Below are 23085 nucleotides of genomic sequence, written 5' to 3'. Positions count from 1 at the left end.
CTGTTTCAGCTCCCCTGATCCACCAGTTCGAATTTGTTGACGTCGAAGACGCCAAAATCGGTGATCTTCAGATGCGGAATGACCGGCAACGGTAGGAAGGCGACCTGAAGGAACGGTTCGGCCAGCGTGCAGCCGAGATCCTTGGCGGCGGCACGAAGATGCTCCAGCTCCTCCTTCACCGTTTCGAACGGTTCGAGGCTCATCAGTCCCGCCAGCGGCAGGGCAAGCTCAGCCTTCACTCCGCCCTTGTCGGCAACCGCAAATCCACCCTTCATGGCGATCACCCGATTGACCGCGTGCGCCATGGCTTCCTCATCCGCGCCGACCACGCAGATGTTGTGGCTGTCATGGCCGACGGACGAAGCAATTGCGCCCTGTTTCATGCCGAAACCATTGACGAACCCGAGCCCGATGTTGCCAGTGCCCTTGTGCCGTTCGACGACAGCGACCTTCAGCACATCCTGATCAAGATCGGCCAGCGTCTTGCCGCCGGTCACCGGCAAGGTGCGCTTCAGGTGTTCGGTGATGATCCTGCCCGGCACCACGCCGATGACGTCGGCCTCGCTGTTGCGCGCCGGAACGTCGAACTTCGACGCCGTGACCTCGCCGACATGCACGCTGTCGAGGCCAACCGGCGGGACAATGGTTCTTTTTGCAAAGGCTTCGTCCGTCGCCTGAACGCCGCCGCAAATCACTTGCGCCACGCGGCAATCGGCAAAGTCGCTCAGCAGCGCGATGTCTGCGCGCTTGCCCGGCGCGATCACGCCCCTGTCTTTCAGGCCGAAGGCATTGGCCGCCGACCAGCTTGCGGCCCGATAGGCGTCGAGCGGACGAATGCCCTTGGCGATCAGGCGGCGGATCATGCTGTCGAGATGGCCCTCTTCGGCAATATCGAGCGGATTGCGGTCGTCCGTGCACAACGCGACGAACGCGGAAACATCCGGTGTCAGGATCGGGGCAAGCGCTTCCAGGTCCTTGGAAACGGAGCCTTCACGCATCAGGATCGTCATGCCTTTGGCGAGCTTTTCCAGCGCCTCCTCGGCGGAGGTTGCCTCGTGATCGGTGCGGATGCCCGCGGCCAGATAACCGTTGAGGCCGATGCCCTGAAGCAGAGGCGCATGGCCGTCGATATGACCGTCTTGAAACGCGGCGAGCTTTGCCAGCACCTTGGGATCGCGCGCAAGCACACCTGGAAAATTCATGAATTCGGCAAGGCCGATCACACTTGGATGATCGCGGAACGGCAGAAGGTCCTCGATCTCCAGACAGGCCCCGGCCGTCTCGAAAACCGTCGCGGGAACGCAGGACGAGAGGTTGACCCTGAGGTCCATCACCGTTTCCAGAGAACTGTCCAGGAAATATCGGATCCCTTCGGCACCCAGAACGTTGGCAATCTCATGCGGATCGCAAATGGCTGTGGTCACTCCGTGCGGCAGCACGCAGCGGTCAAACTCGAACGGTGTGACCAGAGACGATTCCACATGAAGATGCGTGTCGATGAAACCGGGAACGGCGGTCAGTCCGCTGCCGTCGATGGTTTCCGCGGCTTCATACTGCCCGTGTGTGCCGACGATCCTGTCACCGACGATCGCAATATCCGTTTCGATCGTGGATCCATCGACAACGCTGAACAGGCTGACGTTCCTGATCACCAGATCGGCAGGACGCTCCCCTGCCCCGGCAGCAATCGCCCGTTCAAGAAACGCTTCGTCATGTGTGGCCGGCATTTTTTGTCTCCGATTCTCGTCCCTCCCCGACAATACGGATGTTGAAAGCTCCGGCAACGATTTCGCGAAGGTGTGTTAGGATGTCCTGCACGAAAGAGCTGAAATACGGATCGCCCGTCAATCCCGCGCGCACCCAGGCTGTGCGGATGTGCCAGACCGGCCCCTGCCGGAAAAATGTTACCGAGGCAGGCGAGAATTTTTCGTGTTGTTGCGCAGAGACTTACCGCGCCACAATATCGAAAACGTGCGTTGCAAAACAGATTGCGATTGACAGCCGGGCCACTTGGGCGAATAATTTTATCAAACTTATTTATTCTGATGCCGCCGACGAGAGCAGGCAGTTCCTGGGGAGGAGCAAGACCGGTGGAGGACACGCCAAAAAGCGGCCGTGGTTCGAATTCCGCGCAATTGCGCCGGTACAACGAACGCATCGTACTTCAGATCCTTCGGCGTGCCGGTGAGGCCTCCAAGGCGGAACTCGCCCGGGCGGTACAGCTGACCAACGCGGCCATCGGCGCCATCATCCAGAACCTCATCGAGGAAGGGCTTATCGTGGAAGCCGGCAAGCGCCACGACGGCAGTCGCGGGCAACCGGCAACCATTCTCCGGCTTGCCCCGCGCGGCGCCTATTCCTTCGGGGTGCGGCTGGACCGGACCAACATGGAAACCGTGTTGATGGATTTTTCCGGCCAGCTGATTGCCCGCCGGCTTCATGACATGATCCTGCCTGCGCCCGAAGAGGCCATGGAAATCCTCAAGGACGATCTGGAATTCCTGCGCCAGCATCTGAGCAAGGAAGATCAGTCCCGCATCACCGGCATCGGCCTGGCGCAACCGTTCAACCTTGGTGCCTGGCTGCATGAACTGGGCCTGCCCCAGGCCGATTTCATGAGGTGGGAAGACTTCGACCTGACCGACGCCCTGGAAAAGGCAACCGGCCTGCCGGTGTTCAGCGAGAACGACGGCACGGCCGCCGCTGTGGCCGAACTCTTCTACGGGCTGGGCCGGCAGAACGACAATTTCGTCTATCTTTTCCTTGGACCTGCCATCGGCGGCGGCCTGATCCTGAAGGGCGATGTCGTGCGCGGCGTATCCGGGAACGCCGGCGACGTTGCCATGATCCCCGTCCCGCCAAGCACGCTGACCACCGCACCAAAGGCCCGCAATTCCTGGGACCTGCTGCTGACCCGCGCATCGCTGGTGGCTCTCGCCCGGCACATGTCGCCCGAAGATTTTCCAAAGCTCAACCGCTCCGACTTGCAGCACGCGGTTGAAACCGGCGACCCTAAATACACCGAGTGGCTGGAAGACTGCGCCGAAGCGCTCGCACTTGCCCTGCGCTCGGCCTATGCGCTTCTCGATGTTCCTCTGGTCGTCCTCGACGGCGACCTTGGCGGCCCGTTCCCCGAAACCTTCCGGGCCGCCCTGAAAAAGGCCGTGGAAAGGGCCGCGCCTGAGAAACGCCATTCACCCGACATCGAAATCGGCAGCTTTGGCCACGACGCAGGCGCTATCGGCGCAGCCAGCCTGCCGCAATTCTTCAATTTCTCGCCCAGGGCAGCAATCCTGACGGGCGGGAAAGACACCGGACCCGCCGGAGCTGGCAGCTCGGAGGATAGAGCCAGCTTTCCGGCACGGGCAGCACGGTTGGGGTCACATCTGGCCACACCCAACCGTTCAACCTGAATTGGCCAGGGAGGAAAAACGCAAATGATCCGCAAACTACTCGCGACCGGTTCCGTTCTCGCCGCCATGGCTGCCACCCCGGCAGTCGCAGCAGACATCTCCGCCTGCCTGATCACCAAGACGGACACCAACCCGTTCTTCGTGAAAATGAAGGAAGGCGCCACCGCAAAGGCTGAAGAGCTCGGCATCGAACTGAAGTCCTTCGCAGGCAAGATCGACGGCGACCATGAAACCCAGGTGGCAGCGATCGAAACCTGCATTGCTGACGGAGCCAAGGGCATCCTGCTGACCGCATCCGACACGTCGTCCATCGTGCCGGCTGTCCAGCAGGCGCGCGACGCCGGCCTTCTGGTGATTGCACTCGACACGCCGCTCGATCCCATCGACGCAGCCGACGCAACCTTCGCCACCGACAACTTCAAGGCAGGTGAGCTGATCGGCCAGTGGGCCGCAGCCAGCCTGGGCGACGAGGCAGCCAATGCCAAGATCGCCATGCTTGATCTCGGCATCAGCCAGCCAACCGTCGGCGTGCTGCGTGACCAGGGCTTCCTGCAGGGCTTCGGCATCGAGCTTGGCGACCCGAACAAGTGGGGTGACGAAACCGATCCGCGCATCGTCGGCAACGACGTGACCGCAGGTAACGAGGAAGGTGGCCGCAAGGCGATGGAAAACCTGCTCGCCAAGGATCCGATGGTCAACGTGGTCTACACGATCAACGAACCCGCTGCTGCCGGCGCCTATGAAGCACTGAAGGCCATCGGCCGCGAAAACGACGTGCTGATCGTTTCTGTCGACGGCGGTTGCCCGGGTGTTCAGAACGTCAAGGACGGTGTTATCGGCGCCACCTCGCAGCAGTATCCGCTGCTGATGGCATCGCTCGGCATCGAGGCCATCAAGGCCTGGGCCGACAATGGCACCAAGCCGGAGCCGACCGAAGGCAAAGACTTCTTCGATACCGGTGTTGCCCTTGTGACCGACAAGCCGGTTGAAGGCGTCGAATCCATCGACACCGCCAAGGGAACGGATCTCTGCTGGGGCTAAGGCACCCCTGAACGAGATCAAAAGGGGCATGGGCGACCTTGCCCCTTTTTTCAAAACCGGCGCAAAGAAGGTTAAACGGGCATGACCTTAGAAAGCAAAACGGCCAAGGGGCCGGCGGACTACGAATCCGCTGCCACCTCCGGACCGCAAGCTGTCGCCTCATTCGATGACGAACGTCATGGGATCGGGCATAAAATCCAGCACACGCTGCACCAGACCCCATCACTGGTTCCGCTGATCGTCCTGGTACTCTCCCTTGTCGTTTTCGGGCTGCTGCTCGGATCGAAACTGTTCTCCCCCTTCGCACTGACGCTGATCCTACAGCAGGTCCAGATCGTCGGCATCGTGGCGGCAGCACAGAGCATCGTCATCCTGACCGCCGGCATCGATCTGTCGGTCGGCGCGATCATGGTGCTGTCCTCCGTCGTCATGGGGCAGTTCACCTTCCGCTATGGTTTGCCGGTGGAGGTCTCCATCGTCTGCGGCCTTATTTGCGGTACCTTTTGCGGGTATCTCAACGGCTTCCTTGTCGCCATCGTCAAGCTGCCCCCCTTCATCGTGACGCTCGGCATGTGGCAGATCGTGCTTGCCACCAACTTCCTTTATTCGGCCAATGAGACCATCCGGTCGCAGGAAATCGCCGAAGTGGCACCGCTGCTTCAGTTCTTCGGCAACAAGGTCAATGTCGGCGGCGCAGTCTTCACCTACGGCGTCATCTTCATGGTGCTTCTGGTGCTGGTGCTGGCCTACGCCCTGCGTCAGACAGCGTGGGGCAGGCATGTCTACGCCGTTGGCGACGATCCGGAAGCCGCGCAGCTTTCGGGCGTGCAGGTGAAGAAGGTTCTGATATCGGTCTACATGCTGTCCGGGCTCATCTGCGCCTTCGCCGGCTGGGCGATGATCGGCCGCATCGGTTCGGTCTCCCCGACCACGGGTCAGCTTGCCAACATCGAATCCATCACGGCCGTGGTGATCGGCGGCATCTCGCTCTTCGGCGGACGTGGATCCGTGCTCGGCACCCTGTTCGGGGCGCTCATCGTCGGTGTGTTCACGCTCAGCCTGCGCCTGCTTGGCGCCGATGCGCAGTGGACCTACCTGCTGATCGGCATCCTCATCATCGGCGCGGTCGCGATCGACCAATGGATCAGAAAGGTATCTGTGTGATGGAACCTGTCCTGCAAGCGCGTAAACTGGTCAAGCGCTACGGCCGTGTCGTGGCCATGGACCGAGCCGACTTCGAACTCTATCCCGGCGAGATCCTCGCCGTGATCGGCGACAACGGGGCCGGCAAATCCACCTTGATCAAGGCTCTCAGCGGAGCCGTGCAGCCTGATGGCGGAGAGATCCTGCTCGATGGCAAGCCCGTCCACTTCACCTCGCCCATCGATGCCCGCGAAGCCGGGATCGAGACGGTGTACCAGACCCTGGCCATGTCCCCTGCTCTGTCGATCACCGACAACATGTTCATGGGCCGTGAGTTGAAGAAACCCGGCTTCCGCGGCACCTGGCTGCGCCAGCTGGACCGAAAGAAGATGGAAGAGATCGCCCGCGAAAAGCTGAACGAACTGGGGCTGCTCACCATTCAGAACATCAACCAGGCCGTTGAAACGCTTTCCGGCGGTCAGCGCCAGGGTGTGGCGGTGGCACGGGCGGCCGCTTTCGGCTCCAAGGTCGTGATCATGGACGAGCCGACCGCAGCTCTCGGCGTCAAGGAAAGCCGGCGCGTGCTCGAACTGATCAAGGATGTCAGGGCCAGGGGCTTGCCCATCGTGCTGATCAGTCACAACATGCCCCATGTCTTCGAGGTTGCCGACCGTATCCACATTCATCGGCTGGGCAGTCGGGCTTGTGTCATCAAACCGTCGGACTTTTCCATGTCCGATGCGGTGGCGATCATGACCGGAGCCATGGATCCGCCGGACAGCATGGCGGCCTAGGCCTGGGAAGAAAAACGGGAGGTGCCTTCATCCGGCGCCTCCTACCCGGGACCTCATCCCGAAGAGAACCGAAAGATGGGCGGCAAAATCAGCGTTCGTGGCCCATCCTTCGAGACGGGCCTATGGCCCTCCTCAGGATGAGGTGGTGGTTTGATGAGCCGCTGTGGGGTGGAGAAAGGTCATTCAACGGGTGCCATTGGCAGGCCTTGTTGGAACCAATAAGGGAACGGGAGACACTGGGTTCAGCACCTCTCCCACCCGAACCCTCATCCTGAGGAGAACCGAAAGGTTCGTCTCGAAGGATGGGCGGCGAGTTCGGCGCCTTGCGGGCCACCTTCGGATGAGGCGGTGGTCTGAAAGGCCGCTGCCGCGAAATGACACAAAGCCATGAATCCGCCGTCGATGCGGTTCCTGACAAACGACGAAAGACCAGAACGTATATGTTTTTGATTTGCGGCGAAGCACTGTTCGATCTCTTTGGAGAAGCCGGTTCCGGCGACAGTGTTTCTTTCGACGCCCGTATCGGCGGATCCCCCTTCAACGTGGCCATGGGGCTGGCGCGCCTTGAAGAGGACGCCGGGTTTTTCGGCGGCATTTCACGCGATGCCCTTGGCGAACGTCTGGTCCAGAAGTTCCGCAGTGAAGGCGTTTCGGAACGCTATATCCTGAGGACTGACTACCTGACGACGCTCAGCCTCGTCCAGAAGGATGAGCACGGCTCTCCTGCCTATACGTTCTACGGCGAGAACGCGGCTGACCGCATGGTAACCGTCGATGACCTGCCGCAGTTCGACGAACCGCCATTGTTTCTGCACATCGGGTCCTACACGGCACTGGTCGAGCCGGTTTCGGCCGCCTTCAGGGCTCTGATCGAACGCGAGCGAGACCATACGCTGGTCTCCTTCGACCCGAACATACGCCCGACCGTGGTACCGGACATGGCGCTCTGGCGCCGCAATACGGAAAGCCTTGTTCCGTTGACGGATGTCGTCAAAGTGTCGGACGAAGACCTTGCCCTGATCGCTCCCGGTGAACCCGTTGAAACCATTGCCCGCGCCTGGCTCGGCATGGGGGCTTCGCTGGTCATCGTCACACGGGGCGGCGACGGTGCAACCGCATTTGCCGAAGGCATCGAAGTCAGCCGTCCGGGCATCAAGGTAACCGTTGAAGACACCGTTGGCGCCGGCGACACCTTCCAGGCAGCCCTGCTTGCAGGGCTGAAACATCTAGGTGCAACCAACCGTGATGCGCTTGCAGCCCTTGACGCCGGCCAGCTAAATCGTCTTCTTGACTTCGCTGTCGGGGCAGCTGCCATCACTTGCTCCCGTAGGGGAGCGGATCTGCCGCGCAGGAGCGAACTGGAAAAAGAGTGGTCGGCCCTGAAATGAGGGGCTGACAAGAGAATTAAATCGATTTAAAAGGCAGTCGAAAACGGTCCAGGCTGGAGCGGCCCATCGGACTGGCAGCTGTGAGAAGGGATGTTTTATGGCGGTACGCGTCATTGAAGTTGAAGAATTCGACCTCGTCGTTTTCGGAGCCTCCGGAGACCTCGCCCACCGCAAGCTTCTGCCTGCCCTTTACCACCGCGACGCGGACGGCCAGATGCCGGAAAACGCCCGCATCATCTGCAGTGCCCGCCGCGACTATTCCGACGACGACTATCGCGACTATGCCAAGGCCGCGCTTGAAGAACACGTCAAGGATCTGGACGACGAGCATCTTCAGCAGTTCCTGAAGCGCCTGCGCTACGTCAAGATCGACATCGCCACAGGCGACGGCTTTGAAGATCTGAGAACCATCCTGGACGAACGTCCTGAAGTCATCCGCGCCTTCTATCTTGCGGTCGGCCCGGACCTCTTCGGCACGATCTGCGAGAACCTCGGCCGTATCGGCGTCGTCAACGACCATTCCCGCGTCGTCATGGAAAAGCCCATCGGCAAGGACGGCAAGTCCGCCAGGGCGCTCAACGACACGGTCGGTGCTGTGTTCAACGAACACCAGATCTTCCGTATCGACCACTATCTCGGCAAGGAAACGGTGCAGAACCTGATGGCCCTGCGCTTTGCCAATGCCCTGTTCGAGCCGCTGTGGAACGCGGCCCATATCGACCATGTCCAGATCACCGTGGCCGAGTCGCTCGGCACCGGTGGCCGTGCCGGCTACTACGATACCGCAGGTGCCCTGCGCGACATGGTGCAGAACCACATCCTGCAGCTGCTCTGCCTTGTTGCGATGGAGCCGCCGGAAAGCATGAACGCCGACAGCGTGCGCGACGAGAAGCTGAAGGTTCTGAAAGCTCTTGCCCCGATCGACGAGCAGAGCATCGACAAGCTGACCGTGCGCGGCCAGTACCGCGCAGGGGCTTCGGCCGGAGGTGCGGTTCCCGGGTACCTGGAAGAGCTCGGCAACAACGAAAGCCGGACGGAAACCTTCGTCGCCCTGAAGGCGGAAATCGCCAACTGGCGTTGGGCCGGCGTGCCCTTCTACCTGCGCACCGGCAAGCGTCTGGCGCAGCGTGTATCGGAAATCGTCGTCCAGTTCCGCCCGATCCCGCATTCGATCTTCGACGCGGAAGCCGGGGCGATCACCGCCAACCGCCTCATCATCCGTCTGCAACCGGATGAAGGCGTCCAGATGCAGATCATGATCAAGGACCCCGGCCCCGGCGGCATGCGCCTGCGTCAGGTTCCGCTCGACATGAGTTTTGCCGAAGCCTTCAAGGTGCGTAACCCGGATGCCTACGAACGCCTGATCATGGACGTGATCCGCGGCAACCAGACCCTGTTCATGCGCCGTGACGAAGTTGACGCCGCCTGGGCGTGGATCGACCCGATCCAGGCTGCATGGGCAGCCTCCAAGGAAACGCCGAAAGGCTACACCGCCGGCACCTGGGGTCCGTCCGCCTCCATCGCTCTGGTCGAGCGTGACGGCCGCACCTGGGCCGAAGACGACAGCAACTGATATCACTCTCGCGCAAGGCCCGGCCTTGCGCGTTTCCGGCCTCTTAAATCGATTAGAGAGCGGCAAGCTCGCCGCAACGCCCTATGTGCCGGACATAGGACCAGCCAGGCCGCGGCGCGGCTAGCAAAGGATTTGAAGCAATGACCATCCAGGATCGCATTGGCGACGTCACCGAACGGATCGTCAAACGCAGTCACGACAGCCGCTCAAGATATCTGGACCGCATCGGCAAGGCCGCCGACAAGGGCCCGCAGCGTTCGCGCCTGTCCTGTGGCAACCTCGCACACGGGTTCGCCGCCTGTGGCCTCTCCGACAAGCAGGCCCTTTCCGGCGACGTGGTACCGAACCTCGGCATCATCACCTCCTATAACGACATGCTGTCGGCCCACCAGCCCTATGAAACATATCCGGCCCTGATCCGCGAAGCCGCACACGAAATCGGCGCGGTTGCCCAGGTTGCCGGTGGCGTTCCGGCCATGTGCGACGGTGTCACCCAGGGACAGGACGGCATGGAACTGTCGCTGTTTTCCCGCGATGTGATCGCCATGGCTGCTGCCGTCGGCCTGTCGCATCAGATGTTCGATGCAGCGGTCTTTCTCGGCATCTGCGACAAGATCGTGCCCGGTCTTGCCATCGCGGCCCTCTCCTTTGGCCATCTGCCGGCCGTGTTCGTTCCCGCGGGTCCGATGCCGACAGGCATTTCCAACGACGAGAAGGCCAAGATCCGCCAGCTCTATGCCGAAGGCAAAGTCGGCCGTGACGCCCTGCTGGAAAGCGAGTCACGCGCCTATCATTCACCGGGCACCTGCACCTTCTACGGCACGGCTAACTCCAACCAGATGCTGATGGAGATCATGGGCCTGCATATGCCGGGTGCCTCCTTCGTCAATCCGGGCACGCCCCTGCGCGACGCCCTGACCAGGGAAGCGGCCAAGCGCGCCATCGCGATTTCCGCTCTCGGCAACGAGTTCACCCCCGCCGGTGAAGTCATCAGCGAAAAGGCGATCGTCAACGGCGTCGTCGGCCTTCACGCCACGGGTGGATCCACCAACCACACCATGCATCTGGTGGCAATTGCCGCTGCTGCAGGCATCAGGCTGACCTGGGACGACATCTCCGATCTCTCCGATGTCGTGCCGCTTCTGGCCCGCGTCTATCCGAACGGCAAGGCCGATGTGAACCACTTCCAGGCCGCCGGTGGCCTTGCCTTCCTGATCCGCGAACTGCTGGGTGACGGTTACCTGCACCAGGACGTGAAGACCGTCTACGGCACAGACCTCTCCGGTTACACTGTGGAAGCGAAACTCGACGCAGACGGCAACGTGCAACGCGAAGAGGTTCCTGAGACCTCCGGCGACGAAACGGTGCTGGCTCCCGTTGCCAAGGCCTTCCAGCCGACGGGCGGCCTGAAGATGCTCACCGGCAACATGGGCAAGGCCGTCATCAAGATCTCGGCTGTTGCCAGGGAACGCCACATCATCGAGGCACCTGCCCGCGTCTTCCACGACCAGAACGATTTCCTGACCGCCTTCAACAACAAGGAACTGACCGGCGACGTTGCCGCCGTGGTCCGGTTCCAGGGCCCGAAGGCAATCGGCATGCCCGAACTGCACAAGCTGACGCCCTGCCTCGGCATCCTTCAGGACCGCGGCCACAAGGTCGCCCTGATTACCGACGGCCGCATGTCTGGTGCTTCCGGCAAGGTCCCGGCAGCAATTCATGTGACCCCGGAAGCTGCTGCCGGCGGCCCGATCGCCAAAATCCGTGACGGTGACATGATCCGCGTCGATGCGGTGACTGGTAAATTGGAAGTGCTGGTCGACGAAGCCGAATTCAACGCCCGCCCGCTGGCGGAAGCTGACCTGAGCCAGAGCCAGTTCGGCACCGGCCGGGACCTTTTCGCCGCCTTCCGCGGTGCAGTTGGTTCGGCCGATACTGGCGCACATGTGTTTGGTGAGTAAGGATCAGGCCCCGAACGGCCAGGTGAATTCGGCACGATAGATTTTGCGATCCGCTCTGATTGGCTTCGGTGCGGACGCGACAAGAAAGAGATTTTGGAGGCGATATGGCCCAGGACATTGAAAAGATCGAGAAGGTAATGTGCGCGGCACCGGTGATCCCGGTGCTGATCGTGGAGGATCCCAGGAAGGCCGTCCCCATGGCAGAAGCGCTTGTGCGCGGCGGCCTGCCTGCTATCGAGATCACCTTGCGCACGGCCCATGCCCTGGAAGCGATCAACGCGGTCAACGAGCACGTGGAAGGCGCGATTGTGGGTGCCGGCACGGTGCTGGACGGCAAGCAATATGATGCCGCCGTTTCTGCAGGTGCCCGTTTCATCGTCTCTCCTGGCGCAACCGCCAACCTGCTGGACGCCGCCGACCAGCACAGCGTGCCTCTGCTTCCAGGTGCAGCCACCGCATCGGAAGTCATGTTTCTGCTGGAACGCGGCTATGAGCGGCTGAAGTTCTTCCCCGCCGAACAGGCAGGCGGAGCGTCCTACCTCAAGTCTCTCTCCTCCCCGCTGGCGGCGGCCAAATTCTGCCCCACAGGCGGCGTCAGTCTCGACAAGGCTCCGGACTATCTGAAACTGCCGAACGTCCTGTGCGTTGGCGGTTCCTGGATTGCCGACGCAAAGGCGATTGCGGAGGACGACTGGTCCGGCATTGAAACCCGCGCAAAGGCGGCAGCCGCCCTCAAAATCTGATCAGCAACCAGCAGATCAGCAATTTCGAACAAAAAGAGCCGGGCGACGGATCGCCCGGCTCTTTTTCATCTGTTCGACGATCAGTGGCGACTTGCCCACTCATCGACTTCGCGCTCTGCTTCGTCGCGCGACTTGCCGTAGAGCTCCTGGATCTTGCCGGCAAGCTGGTCGCGATTGCCTTCGATCCGGTCCAGATCGTCGTTGGTCAGCTTGCCCCACTGTTCCTGGGCCTTGCCTTTAACCTGTTTCCAATTGCCTTCGATAATGTCCCAGTTCATTTTCATCACTCCAGTCAGGGTGCAGTCAGCTTCTCGACCGGATGCTCCCGGCCAACTGCTGCAGGTGTTGAGGTTTGAGAAAGTGACAGACGCCTGTTGAAGCCATCTGTCTCGGGATAGGCGTCCGGATATCGGGAAGGATCTCGATAGAACCGGACGCTGTGTCAGGCTGCCCCGGGTGATGACACCCGGAGCAGTCCACTACTCTTACTCAGCGACGTAGTCCGGCTGAGCTTCCAGTTCTTCCTTGGTGGCGCCTACATAGACGCGCAGGTCGGAACCGTCTTCGTTGCGAATGATCTGCAGCTCGTCAAAGGTGACGGCAACTTCACGCTCGCCGATACCCAGGAAGCCGCCAACATCAAGGATGACCTTTTCGATGGTACCGTCCTGGCTCACGATGAGTGAATCGATCTCACCGATGTCTTCATCGTTGGCGTCGTAGATGGTGGCACCTTCAAGATCATCGGCAGTAAGTTCGGCAACAACTGCTTCGGTGTAGCCATCACGCTCGACTTCGGCACGCGGCAGAAGCGCACGACCATCAGCATCGGTCTGGGGCGTCATCGCAGTTTCCGGAGCAGCCGTCACGCCGGCGTCGCTATCCTGGCTCATCGCGGTTTCGGTCGACGTGTCGGTTTCCGTCGTCATTGCCGAATCAGCAGGCTTCTCCATACCTTCGGAAGTCTGTGTGGCAGCCGTTTCCGCTTCGTCAGCATACGGGTTCTCATACGCCGCAGCATTGGTCAGCACGTCCTTATTGGCGTTGACCACCAGGAAGTAGCTATCGGCGTCATCCTGCTCGCGGACAACCTTCAGCTGCTCCATCGGAAGGGCGATGTCTTTCTCGCCAATACCAAGGAAGCCACCAACACCCAGGATAACGGCCTTTACCGAGCCGTCGAAGCCAAGGATCACATCGTTGACTTCACCGATGTCGTCCCAGTCTTTTTCTTCGTCAGCCTGAGCCTGATAGTCTTCGTTGAACCGGTCATAGTTTTCTTCGACCGAGTAGATCCGCATGCCAATCAGATCAGATGCAAGAACATCACTCATGTTTGCAGACTCATTGAATTCATAAGTCTGGAGCGGTTTTACTTCGTTTGCCGCGTAAAGTGACGTTGTCAGCATCAAGGACATCGCGGTAGCGGTGATAATCCGTTTCATAATATTACATCCTCTCACAGTGATTTCCCAAGCCGGCAACATCAGTATTGCTATTGATGAGGCGGTTACTGTGAGAACAACCGAGAGAGAAAGAAGTTCCGGCTTAAAAACTAAATTTTTGAAAAAAGTGACAATTGCCTTTTCGAAGACAGGCGGAAAACTCGCCCAGCACCCAAGGTACGGATGGACGCGCGAAACCACCGCTCGCCGCGTTTCTTTCACGTCCTCGCGGGAAGTTCAGTCAATTGTGGGAAGTTGATTGGGACACACGCCGACCGCAGCATAAGCGGGCCATGTCAGACGCTCTGGGCTTCTTCGGTATCCGTTTCGGAGGTGCCGTCGGTCTCGTCGTCGTCTCCGTGATCGTCGTCCTGCTCAAGCGTCCGATCCCACAAGAGACGCATGCCGGCGGAGGTGTCATTGCGCCAGGCGAATTCGGCGACGACCGGCCTTTCGAATTTTTTCATCGTCAGCAGAACTTCCTCTGGAAGCGCTGTCAGACCTTTGGCAGTTATGCGGCAACCGTTCTTGCCGGCATCAACGATCGTGCCACTGATTTCCGTAATTCCGTCCAGGTCCGCGATCTTTACCGGAATGCTGACGTTGTTCCGTTTCTCGCGACGCTTGTCCGAAACGGATTTCTCGCTTTTGGCGAAGACCACAGCGGCATCATTGCCCTTCACGGAAGTGACGTGAGCCTTCACCAGTTTGCTTGCATCCTTGGGCCGAACCCCGATGTTCTTGTAAAGCTCGCCGATATCCGGAGAGGTCAACCGGAAGCCCCACTCGCTGACGTTGGATGCAACCGCGTTGATAACCGAGAGATTGTCGAAATCAACCACGAGGACTTCTTCCTCGGCATCAGGTTGATCGAGCAGATGGGTGAGGCCGTGTGATTTGTTTTCGGAATTCATAGATTTAGTTTACCTTGAGCAAACTTTCATTTCACTTAAAATACAGTCAGACAATTCAATTTATCGTTGTTTTCCGCCAACTTCGGAGCTTTTTGCCCTGAACGGCGATTTACCCTGAGCAATTTTTGCAATTGGCGTTCCTTTCAAATGCGCGTTCAAATCATCCTCGCCTCTTCGGCTATCTTTTCTTGAAATGCGCCCAACAGCCTGCCTCAACCACATTCGCAGGAGACTACCATGGCGAAATACATCGGACTCACAATTGCGGCCCTCGCAGGCCTCGGTTTTCTCTCCCAGGCTCAGGCGGAAGAGCTCTGTCAGGGTTTCGGCCCGCAAACTCCACGCGATATCTCGCAGACAGCAGGATTGAACACGTCTTCTGTCTCGATAGCGCCGTCCGCCGACAAGCTGAACCTGTGCAACATCCACACGCACACCAACGCGGAACACAAGGGGCCAGGCTTCACCGTCTTTGCCGGCGATGGAGATCATGGCGGTTACAAGTGCAACGAGACCGCCGACCTGACCGAGGCTGAATTGGCAGAACCCGCTGGGTCAGCTTTCCACGGGGTCAAGCCCGGCGACACGATCGAAGTCCACTGGGTGCATACATCCTGCAACATCACCCCGGGTGAAGGACTTGGTTCTTGCCTGAGCGATGCCTGCGCCAATCCGCAACTTCGTGTCGAGGCCCAGGTCTTCCTCGTCGTGAATGATCCCGAGGCACTGAGCTTCCTCGACTTCGATTATGACGGCAATATCGTGAATGGCCTGCATCAGGCCAAGTCATTGCCGGAAGGCACAGGTACGCCGGTCACCTTCATCGGGTCGACAACAGGGCCCAGTTTCACCCAGGCGACTTGCTCCCCGCTTCAGGTGACCTGGAGCGTGCATCCGCAATGCGCCAAGCTGGACATAAACTCGCTCAACGCCTGGGCGGAAAAAGGCAATGTCTTCAAGGAAGATCATTCCCACGGCATTCGCCAACTTGTGACAGCCCCTGAATTGCTGGCCCCGATTTCCAACTGATTGGCCTCAGCCGCCGGATTCCAACTGCCTGTTTCCGGCGGCATTCTCCTTGAATTTCCTCTCCCCCTCGCCGGGCGGGTATGCTAATGGATGCCCCGCGCGCGTCGGCGCGAAAACAAGCTGTTAAATCGATTTAAGAGGATTGTTCATGGCGCTAGAAGCAGCATTTGAGGCTCTCAACCGGCAGGCGGAACAATTGAAGGGTACCTCCCTGCGGCAACTGTTTGCGGCCGCCCCCGACCGGTTCGACACATTCTCCGCGAGGACAGACGACCTGTTGCTCGATTATTCCAAGTCCCGGATCGACGACAAGGCGTTCAACCTGCTGCTCGACCTTGCCCGCGCTGCGGACGTGGAAGGCAAACGTGCGGCCATGTTTGCTGGCGAGAAGATCAACGGCACCGAAAAGCGCGCCGTCCTGCACACTGCGCTTCGCAACCAGTCGGACCAGCCGGTTCTGGTCGACGGTGCCGATGTGATGCCAGATGTGCGTGCGGTCCTGGACGCGATGGCGGATTTTGCCGAAGCCGTTCGCTCCGGCGAACTGACCTCATCCACCGGCGACGCCTTTACCGACGTGGTCAACATCGGCATCGGCGGCTCGGACCTCGGGCCGGTCATGACGACAATCGCGCTCAGCCCCTATCATGATGGTCCGGAGCTGCACTATGTTTCGAACGTGGATGGCGCTCACATTGCCGATACGCTGGAAAAACTCGACCCTGCCACGACGCTGATCATCGTCGCTTCGAAAACATTCACCACCATCGAAACCATGACCAACGCGCAGACCGCGCGCAAATGGATTGCCGGCACTCTTGGCGAAGAGGCTGTCGGCGACCACTTCGCCGCCGTTTCCACCGCCCTCGACAAGGTAGCCGCCTTCGGCATCAACGAAAGCCGCGTTTTCGGTTTTTGGGACTGGGTCGGCGGCCGGTATTCCGTCTGGTCGGCCATCGGCCTGCCTCTCATGATCGCCATCGGACCGGACGCCTTCAGTGACTTTCTGTCCGGCGCCCATGCGATGGACACCCATTTCGCCGAAGCACCGCTTGAAAAAAACCTGCCGGTTCTGATGGCGTTGATCGGCGTCTGGAACCGGGACGCGCTTGGCCTTTCCGCCCGCGCCGTTCTGCCCTACGACCAGCGCCTGTCTCGCCTACCCGCGTACCTGCAGCAGCTCGACATGGAATCAAATGGCAAGCGCGTGAAGCTGGACGGCAGTCCCGTGACCGAGGAAACCGGTCCACTGGTCTGGGGCGAACCAGGCACGAATGGTCAGCACGCGTTCTATCAGCTCCTGCACCAGGGCACGACTGTCATCCCGTGTGAATTCCTGATTGCCGCCAACGGCCATGAAGAAGACCTGAAACATCATCACGACCTTCTGGTTGCGAACTGCCTGGCCCAGTCCGAAGCCCTGATGCTCGGCCGGACGCTTGACGAGGCAAAGGCACTCCTCAGCGCTTCCGGAATGGCTGCAGACGAAGTTGATCGTCTGGCACCCCACAAGGTGTTCCCGGGCGACAGGCCCTCCATGACCCTTGTCTATGACCAGCTGACACCTTTCGCACTCGGCCGTCTGATCGCCCTTTATGAGCACCGGGTTTTCGTTGAAGGCGTGATCTGGGGAATCAACTCCTTCGACCAGTGGGGCGTGGAACTGGGCAAGGAACTGGCCACTGCCCTGTTGCCAATGGTCAAGGGCGAAGTCTCTGCAGATTCCAAGGACGCCTCGACCAAAGGCTTGCTTGCCGCCCTGAAAAGTTGACGCGGGAACCACACCTTTGTTTACGCGTTAATACATGAGGCGATCTCGTCATAATTTTGCCCAACCGGCCCTATCTGGTTCACATCGTTGAAGAACTCTTATTGGTATTCACGATGAACACGGGCCGGCTGTGGCAAACAGAGATTGCCCCAACGTGCAAAGCAGCTTAGGCTTGGAAAGATTTTATACATTCGACCCGCCGAGGTTGCGGTCCGACAGGGAGACTGATTTCATGAAAAAACTAGTTCTGCTCGCAGCAGTAGGCCTTGCCCTGGCGGGCTGCCAGTCCGATAGCCAGCGCGATCGCGCCCTCGTAGGCGGTGGTCTTGGCGCGGCAACCGGTGCAGCAATCGGCGCTGCGGCAACCGGCGATGTCGGCGGCGCCCTGGTTGGTGGTGCAATCGGTGCAGCCGGTGGTGCAATTGTCGGCAGCGCAACGACTCCGAAGAACTGCGTCGCCTATGACCGCTACGGCAATCCTTACCGGGTCGCTTGCCCGTAATCGGGGGCGATCCTTTTTCGTTTCGGTAATAGACCGTTGGGAAGAAAACTATGAAGAAACTCCTTCTGATTGCCGCTTCGGCCGCATTTCTGGCAGGCTGCCAGTCTGACAGTCAAAGAGACCGCGCGCTTGTTGGCGGCGGTCTTGGTGCGGCAACCGGTGCCGTGATCGGCGCCGCCGCCGGTAACGGCGTCGGCCCGGCACTCGCCGGTGCGGCAATCGGTGCTGCAGGCGGTGCCATCATCGGCTCCGCAACGACACCCAAGAACTGTGTCGCCTACGACCGGTATGGCAACCCGTACCGCGTCGCCTGCCCCTGATCTCAACTGACCTGAGTCAGTTGGGTCTTCACAGGTTTACGAAATGAAAAAGATCCTGCTGGTGGCCCTTGCGGCCACCGCCCTCGCCGGCTGTCAGTCAAGCAGCCAGAGAGACCGCGCGCTTGTCGGCGGTGGCCTTGGTGCCGCGACCGGCGCCATTGTCGGTGCCGCTGCCGGTGCCGGTGCAGCTCCGGTTCTCGCCGGCGCCGCTATCGGTGCAGCGGGTGGCGCTGTTATCGGCGCTGCGACCACACCGAAAAACTGCGTGGCACATGACCGGTATGGCAACCCCTACCGAGTCGCCTGCCCGTAAGGCCAGGTTCTCTGTCGTCCTGACCATCGTCAGAGCGGACGAATTTAACGACAATACCGGGCATGCCCATGGATTCATGGGCATGCCCGTTTTGCTTTCAGGATCTGCCTTGGATAAATCCGCCTTGGTAAGAAACTGTTAACCATAGATCTCCACCCTTGGCTCACACATGTTTTTCGCCAAGGGGTTCTGGATGAGATCCGTCCTTGCAGCCGCAAGTCTCGCCATTGTGCTGACAGGCTGCGCCAACACCGAAAGTCAACGGGACAGGATGCTGATCGGGGCAGGTCTCGGTGCAGCAACCGGTGCCACGATCGGCGCCGTTGCCGGTTCCACGGTGAACGCGACCCTTGCAGGCGCCGCTCTCGGCGCCGTCGGTGGTGGCCTGATCGGTGTCGTCACCACCCCGCGCAACTGCATTGCCACGGATGAACAGGGCACACCTTACAAGGTCCGCTGCCCGTAAACCCTTTCGCACGACAATAAGGTTTGATTGCCCCCCTGCGAAATCAGGAACGCAATAACCTGCGAAACAGCCCGACATTTTCAACGCGACTTTCGCCGAACAGCAGGTCACGGGCTCACCGCTGTCACGTCAGTCCAAAATCCCGTTGAGAAAGCAAAAAGCCGGCCCAACAGACCGGCTTTTCTCATCTTTGAAGCGAAGTCCCCTTATCAGGCTGCAACGCTTTCCTTGGCCTGCTCAAGAGCAACCTTCGGATCGACGTAGGCATAGCCGAGAGCGGTTGCGACCGCCTCACAGGTCACCTGACCGCCGATCACGTTAAGGCCCGGCAGGAAGTGCGGATCATCGAGCAGCGCCTTCTTGGCACCCTTGTCCGCCAGTGCGAGAGCAAACGGCAGGGTGGCGTTGTTCAGCGCGTAGGTGGACGTCTTCGGCACGGCGCCCGGCATGTTGGCGACGCAGTAGTGAACGACTTCATCGATGATGTAGGTCGGCTCGGAATGCGTCGTTGCCTTGGAGGTTTCGAAGCAGCCGCCCTGGTCGATGGCGACATCAACGAGAACCGAGCCCGGCTTCATGCGGCTGACCAGCTCGCGCGAGACCAGCTTCGGAGCCGCCGCACCGGCAACCAGCACCGCACCGACGACCATGTCGGCCTCCAGCACATGTTTCTCCAGGGCAGCCTTGGTCGAATAGACGGTTTTCAGTGCCGGACCGAACGTCTGTGAGAGATTGCCCAGAACGGCGGTAGACCGATCGAGAACGGTGACATCGGCTCCGAGGCCAAGCGCCATGGTAATGGCATGCGAGCCGACCACACCGCCGCCGATGACAACGACCTTGGCCGGTTCGACGCCGGGAACACCGCCCACGAGCGTGCCGGAGCCACCCTGGGCCTTTTCCAGCGCCTTGGCACCGGCAATCACCGACAGGCGGCCGGCAACCTGGGACATCGGCACCAGAAGCGGCAGACCGCCACGAGCATCGACAACGGTTTCATAGGCAATGCAGGTCGCACCGGACTTTACCAGGTCCGCGGTCTGCTCCGCGTCTGGCGCCAGGTGCAGATAGGTGAAGAGAATGTGGTCGGGGCGCAGCATGGCGCGTTCGACGGCCTGCGGTTCCTTGACCTTCACGATCATGTTCGCGGCATCGAAGACTTCCTTGGCTGTTGCCAGGATCTTCGCGCCTGCTGCTTCGTAGTCGGCATCGCTGGCGCCGATGCCGACACCGGCATTGGTTTCAACGACAACTTCGTGGCCATGAGCCACCATTTCAAGAACACTGTTCGGGGTCAGACCAACCCGATACTCGTGGTTTTTGATTTCTTTCGGCACACCAATGCGCATAACTCGACTCCTCTGGAAGCATTATTGATTGCCGACGATTTTACGCCTGTTTTCGTCGAATGTGCTTGCGTTCCCGGGGGGCTCCGTTCAAATACGCGCAATTTTATTGTGTCGAATTGATATTTCTTCAAATTATCTGCTATGTATTATCTTGAACTCGGCATTATGTGCGGTGCAGCAAAAATGAAACTCGATCGCCTCGACCAGAAGATCCTGAACGTTCTGCAAAGCGACGGCCGCATCGCCAACGCGGACCTGGCGGAAAAGGTGGGGCTTTCCCCTTCCGCCTGTTTGCGGCGCATGCGCGCGCTGGAGGAAGCCGGCATCATCGAAAAATACGTCGCCCTTCTGGACCAGAAGAAACTCGGCCGACACATGGACGTTTTCGTGGAAATCTCGCTGACCGGCCAGTCCAAGGAAACGCTTGAGAATTTCGAACGCGCCGTGGCCCGGTCCGGCGAAATCATGGAGTGTTTCCTGATGGCGGGTGATGCCGATTACATTCTGCGCCTCTCGGCCCGAGACCCGATCGACTTCGAACGCATCCACCGCGACCACCTTGCCCAGCTTCCAGGCGTTCTCAGAATGAAATCGTCCTTCGCCATCCGGCCGATCGTCAGACGCACAGCGATTCCCCTGAACGGCGAAACATGAGTTCCTTTCAGGACCGGTCCACAACCAAACCGCCTGCAATTCCGCCACTAAATCCAGCGTCTCGACGCAGCCAGCACTGGCAGGTATAGTCCGCATCCATTCAACTGCCCGGCTTTTCAAGGAACCCGCTCCGGTGACCCATACGATCACCCGTTTCATCGATACGACTTACCAGCTTGCAGAATGTCCGACCTGGGACGACAGATTGAACCGCTTGCTCTGGGCCGACATCCAGGGCCGCTCCATCCAGTCCATGGATTGGGCCAGCCGCAAGATCACCACATGGCAATTCGACAATGAGGTCGGTTCCTTCGGCCTGACGGATGACGATCGCCTGATTGTCAGCATTTGGGACAAGATCGTTCTGTTCGATCCCGAAAGCGGTGCCAGCGAGGTTCTGGCGGAAGTTCAGGCGGATGAGCCGCGCACACGGTTGAACGACGGCAAGGTCGGTCCGGATGGGGCCTTCTGGGTCGGCACCATGGACACCAGCTCACCGCGTGAACCGATTGCCGGTCTTTACCGGGTCGACGGCAGCGGCGACGTTGCCGAGATCCGTGACGAACTGCAATGCTCCAACGGGCTCGCGTGGACGCCGGACGGCACCTACATGTACCACTCCGACACCTCCCCCGGCTGGATCGAATATTACGGCTTCGACCCGGAGACCGGTGCACTTGGCTCCAAGATGCTATACGCCCAGCAGACCAACGACACCGGACGGCCGGATGGCGCAGCGGTCGACACCGAAGGCAATTATTGGAGCGCAGGGGTATCCGCCGGCGTGCTCAACTGCTTTGCCCCGGACGGCAACCTGCTTGCCGCCATCAAGCTTCCGGTCGACAAGCCCACCATGCCCTGCTTTTGCGGCCCGGATCTGGACCATTTGATCGTCACCAGCATCAAGCAGCCCGCCGACCCGACCGCGGTCGAACCCGACACATTGTCAGGCGGCCTGTTCCTGGTGGAAGGTCACGGCAAGACCGGCTTGAAGACCTACCGGTTCAGGACAGCAAAAAGCTGATCAAAAGCAACGCCTTGGGCAAGTCGGTTTCTGCTGTAACCGGCTTCTGCCGCATATTTGGCCTGTCATCCGTTCCGCCGACCCGGGCACAACATCAGGGTGAAGATAAACATCCCTCCTCCTCATCCTGAGGAAGCGCTTCAGCGCTGTCTCGGAGGATGAGCTGCTTGCTCCGAAAGTGCCGCCCATCCTTCGAGACGGACCTTTCGGTCCTCCTCAGGATTAGGGAGAGCCTTTGGCTCGGAGGCCATGTCGGGACGATTTTTTTGCGGCCCGCCTGACGACTGTCTGTCGACGGCAGTTGTTTAGGGCCGGTTATTCAGCGTCCTTCGGAGGCTGGCAGTCCCTGAGAGCCTCGATGATCTGTTCCGCTTTCACACCCGGCACCTGGATTTTCGTTTCACCGTAAAGGTGAACGACAGCCCCCTCTCCCTTCACCGATTGCTCGTTGAAAATGCGGACCGACTGGTTTTCGGGAATGAGCACGGCCATGGAGCCGTCCTCCATGCTGAGCAGGATGGAAGACGCAATCAATGTGCAAATCATGTTTCAGCCCCACAACTGGTCAGGTAACCGGCTTTCAGCCTGCTCCGGAAAACGGACAGACAACCGATCTTGACCCAGTCACCTAGTAGCGGCAACCCCGCACCTTTACGGGCTTCCAGACTGTCTGGGCGGGTTGAACCAGCACCTGGCGGCTGACCGTCTGGTAAACCGCGGGCTTTTGCACCCGGTAGCTCGTGGCAGGCTGAACCAGCACCTTTTCCTTCACGGAGCTGTAAATGGCAGGCTGGCGCACTGCGACACGGGACGCCGACTGCACGAGAACCTTCTGGCTGACGGTTCGATAGACGGCGGGGTTCTGCACCTTGCACAGGATGTTGCGACCGTTGATGACCCGGTATTCCCAGCCGACGCTGGCGGGTTGAACCAGAACCCGGCTCTGCCGTGTCTGGTAGACAGCAGGCGATGTGCGATAGCTGACCCGCTCCGGCTGCACCAGAACACGCCGGGCTTGATAACTGTAGACGGCCGGCTTCTGCACCACGTAGCTGGATGCCGGCTGGACGAGCACTCGCTCGTTCACAGTTTTGTAGACGGCCGGCACGGTGGCCTGTTCATAGCAGGACAGTGCCTTGCCCCCGGCCAGCACGGACGTGCTGACCAACGGACTGACGATCAGCGCGGCAAGCGCGCTCCAGAACCTGTGACGCATGTACTTTCCCCCAGTCTGGCGCAGGA

General features: G+C 60.0%; 23 protein-coding genes. 16 read left to right on the top strand and 7 right to left on the bottom strand.

The window, feature by feature from the left end; genetic code table 11:
- Positions 1-5: 5 nt before the first annotated feature.
- Positions 6-1727 (bottom strand): adenine deaminase, encoded by a 1722-nt coding sequence (gene ade, locus HEP89_RS17170; protein ID WP_168692594.1) that lies wholly within the window; start codon positions 1725-1727, stop codon positions 6-8.
- Between the two features lie 363 nt (positions 1728-2090).
- Between ade and HEP89_RS17165 the strand changes: the two genes are divergently transcribed.
- The 8 genes from HEP89_RS17165 to eda all read left to right on the top strand — a co-directional run bounded on the left by HEP89_RS17165 (position 2091) and on the right by eda (position 12056).
- Positions 2091-3413: an ROK family transcriptional regulator gene (locus HEP89_RS17165; protein ID WP_197923239.1), complete on the top strand. Its 1323-nt coding sequence runs from the start codon at positions 2091-2093 to the stop codon at positions 3411-3413.
- A 24-nt stretch (positions 3414-3437) separates the two neighbouring features.
- Positions 3438-4454 carry a sugar ABC transporter substrate-binding protein gene (locus tag HEP89_RS17160; RefSeq protein ID WP_023000622.1) on the top strand — a complete coding sequence of 339 codons (1017 nt, stop codon included), beginning with the start codon at positions 3438-3440 and terminating at the stop codon, positions 4452-4454.
- A gap of 81 nt (positions 4455-4535) precedes the next feature.
- Positions 4536-5618 carry an ABC transporter permease gene (locus tag HEP89_RS17155; RefSeq protein ID WP_023000621.1) on the top strand — a complete coding sequence of 361 codons (1083 nt, stop codon included), beginning with the start codon at positions 4536-4538 and terminating at the stop codon, positions 5616-5618.
- Entirely contained in the window at positions 5594-6391 is a 798-nt protein-coding gene (locus tag HEP89_RS17150) for an ATP-binding cassette domain-containing protein (protein WP_208984213.1), read from the top strand. The genes HEP89_RS17155 and HEP89_RS17150 overlap by 25 nt, the downstream gene beginning before the upstream one ends.
- A gap of 440 nt (positions 6392-6831) precedes the next feature.
- The gene (locus HEP89_RS17145; protein ID WP_168692592.1) at positions 6832-7779 is read left to right on the top strand and encodes a carbohydrate kinase; all 948 of its coding nucleotides are present in this window, start codon (positions 6832-6834) and stop codon (positions 7777-7779) included.
- A 97-nt stretch (positions 7780-7876) separates the two neighbouring features.
- Positions 7877-9352: a glucose-6-phosphate dehydrogenase gene (gene zwf / locus HEP89_RS17140; RefSeq protein ID WP_055655338.1), complete on the top strand. Its 1476-nt coding sequence runs from the start codon at positions 7877-7879 to the stop codon at positions 9350-9352.
- 140 nt (positions 9353-9492) lie between these two features.
- Positions 9493-11313, top strand: a complete 1821-nt coding sequence (gene edd / locus HEP89_RS17135) for a phosphogluconate dehydratase (RefSeq protein WP_023000617.1) — start codon at positions 9493-9495, stop codon at positions 11311-11313.
- Positions 11314-11417: 104 nt separating this feature from the next.
- Positions 11418-12056: a bifunctional 4-hydroxy-2-oxoglutarate aldolase/2-dehydro-3-deoxy-phosphogluconate aldolase gene (gene eda / locus HEP89_RS17130; protein ID WP_023000616.1), complete on the top strand. Its 639-nt coding sequence runs from the start codon at positions 11418-11420 to the stop codon at positions 12054-12056.
- Positions 12057-12136: 80 nt separating this feature from the next.
- On the opposite strand, the gene HEP89_RS17125 is transcribed toward eda, so the two are convergent.
- The 3 genes from HEP89_RS17125 to HEP89_RS17115 all read right to left on the bottom strand — a co-directional run bounded on the left by HEP89_RS17125 (position 12137) and on the right by HEP89_RS17115 (position 14415).
- Entirely contained in the window at positions 12137-12334 is a 198-nt protein-coding gene (locus HEP89_RS17125; RefSeq protein ID WP_031269168.1) for a CsbD family protein, read from the bottom strand.
- A 207-nt stretch (positions 12335-12541) separates the two neighbouring features.
- Complete coding sequence (locus HEP89_RS17120) at positions 12542-13501, bottom strand: PRC-barrel domain-containing protein (protein WP_209014743.1); 960 nt, start codon at positions 13499-13501, stop codon at positions 12542-12544.
- 296 nt (positions 13502-13797) lie between these two features.
- On the bottom strand, positions 13798-14415 hold the full coding sequence (locus HEP89_RS17115; RefSeq protein ID WP_168692591.1) for a PilZ domain-containing protein: 618 nt from the start codon (positions 14413-14415) through the stop codon (positions 13798-13800).
- A gap of 237 nt (positions 14416-14652) precedes the next feature.
- Here HEP89_RS17115 and HEP89_RS17110 point away from each other — a divergent pair, with 237 nt between their 5' ends.
- The 6 genes from HEP89_RS17110 to HEP89_RS17085 all read left to right on the top strand — a co-directional run bounded on the left by HEP89_RS17110 (position 14653) and on the right by HEP89_RS17085 (position 18816).
- Positions 14653-15444 carry a delta-class carbonic anhydrase gene (locus HEP89_RS17110; RefSeq protein WP_168692590.1) on the top strand — a complete coding sequence of 264 codons (792 nt, stop codon included), beginning with the start codon at positions 14653-14655 and terminating at the stop codon, positions 15442-15444.
- A 148-nt stretch (positions 15445-15592) separates the two neighbouring features.
- Positions 15593-17215 (top strand): glucose-6-phosphate isomerase, encoded by a 1623-nt coding sequence (gene pgi, locus HEP89_RS17105; protein ID WP_168692589.1) that lies wholly within the window; start codon positions 15593-15595, stop codon positions 17213-17215.
- A gap of 232 nt (positions 17216-17447) precedes the next feature.
- Positions 17448-17717 (top strand): glycine zipper domain-containing protein, encoded by a 270-nt coding sequence (locus HEP89_RS17100; RefSeq protein WP_023000610.1) that lies wholly within the window; start codon positions 17448-17450, stop codon positions 17715-17717.
- 50 nt (positions 17718-17767) lie between these two features.
- Positions 17768-18037 carry a glycine zipper domain-containing protein gene (locus HEP89_RS17095; protein WP_023000609.1) on the top strand — a complete coding sequence of 90 codons (270 nt, stop codon included), beginning with the start codon at positions 17768-17770 and terminating at the stop codon, positions 18035-18037.
- 43 nt (positions 18038-18080) lie between these two features.
- Complete coding sequence (locus HEP89_RS17090; protein ID WP_055655350.1) at positions 18081-18350, top strand: lipoprotein; 270 nt, start codon at positions 18081-18083, stop codon at positions 18348-18350.
- Positions 18351-18543: 193 nt separating this feature from the next.
- The gene (locus HEP89_RS17085) at positions 18544-18816 is read left to right on the top strand and encodes a hypothetical protein (RefSeq protein WP_006932815.1); all 273 of its coding nucleotides are present in this window, start codon (positions 18544-18546) and stop codon (positions 18814-18816) included.
- A 209-nt stretch (positions 18817-19025) separates the two neighbouring features.
- On the opposite strand, the gene ald is transcribed toward HEP89_RS17085, so the two are convergent.
- Positions 19026-20165, bottom strand: a complete 1140-nt coding sequence (gene ald, locus HEP89_RS17080) for an alanine dehydrogenase (protein ID WP_168692588.1) — start codon at positions 20163-20165, stop codon at positions 19026-19028.
- 183 nt (positions 20166-20348) lie between these two features.
- Here ald and HEP89_RS17075 point away from each other — a divergent pair, with 183 nt between their 5' ends.
- The gene (locus tag HEP89_RS17075; protein WP_023000605.1) at positions 20349-20819 is read left to right on the top strand and encodes an Lrp/AsnC family transcriptional regulator; all 471 of its coding nucleotides are present in this window, start codon (positions 20349-20351) and stop codon (positions 20817-20819) included.
- A 133-nt stretch (positions 20820-20952) separates the two neighbouring features.
- Positions 20953-21843 carry an SMP-30/gluconolactonase/LRE family protein gene (locus HEP89_RS17070; RefSeq protein WP_168692587.1) on the top strand — a complete coding sequence of 297 codons (891 nt, stop codon included), beginning with the start codon at positions 20953-20955 and terminating at the stop codon, positions 21841-21843.
- A 315-nt stretch (positions 21844-22158) separates the two neighbouring features.
- Here HEP89_RS17070 and HEP89_RS17065 read toward each other — a convergent pair whose 3' ends face one another.
- Together HEP89_RS17065 and HEP89_RS17060 are read right to left on the bottom strand one after the other, a co-directional pair.
- Entirely contained in the window at positions 22159-22389 is a 231-nt protein-coding gene (locus HEP89_RS17065; RefSeq protein ID WP_023000603.1) for a hypothetical protein, read from the bottom strand.
- An 82-nt stretch (positions 22390-22471) separates the two neighbouring features.
- A complete protein-coding gene (locus HEP89_RS17060) occupies positions 22472-23059 on the bottom strand; it encodes a hypothetical protein (protein ID WP_168692586.1) in 588 nt (195 codons plus the stop codon).
- Positions 23060-23085: the final 26 nt, after the last annotated feature.

The organism is Labrenzia sp. 5N (assembly GCF_012395805.1).
Lineage (GTDB): Bacteria > Pseudomonadota > Alphaproteobacteria > Rhizobiales > Stappiaceae > Roseibium > Roseibium algicola.
Note: the sequence above shows the minus strand (reverse complement) of the source record. Positions and strands in the feature narration are given on the sequence as shown.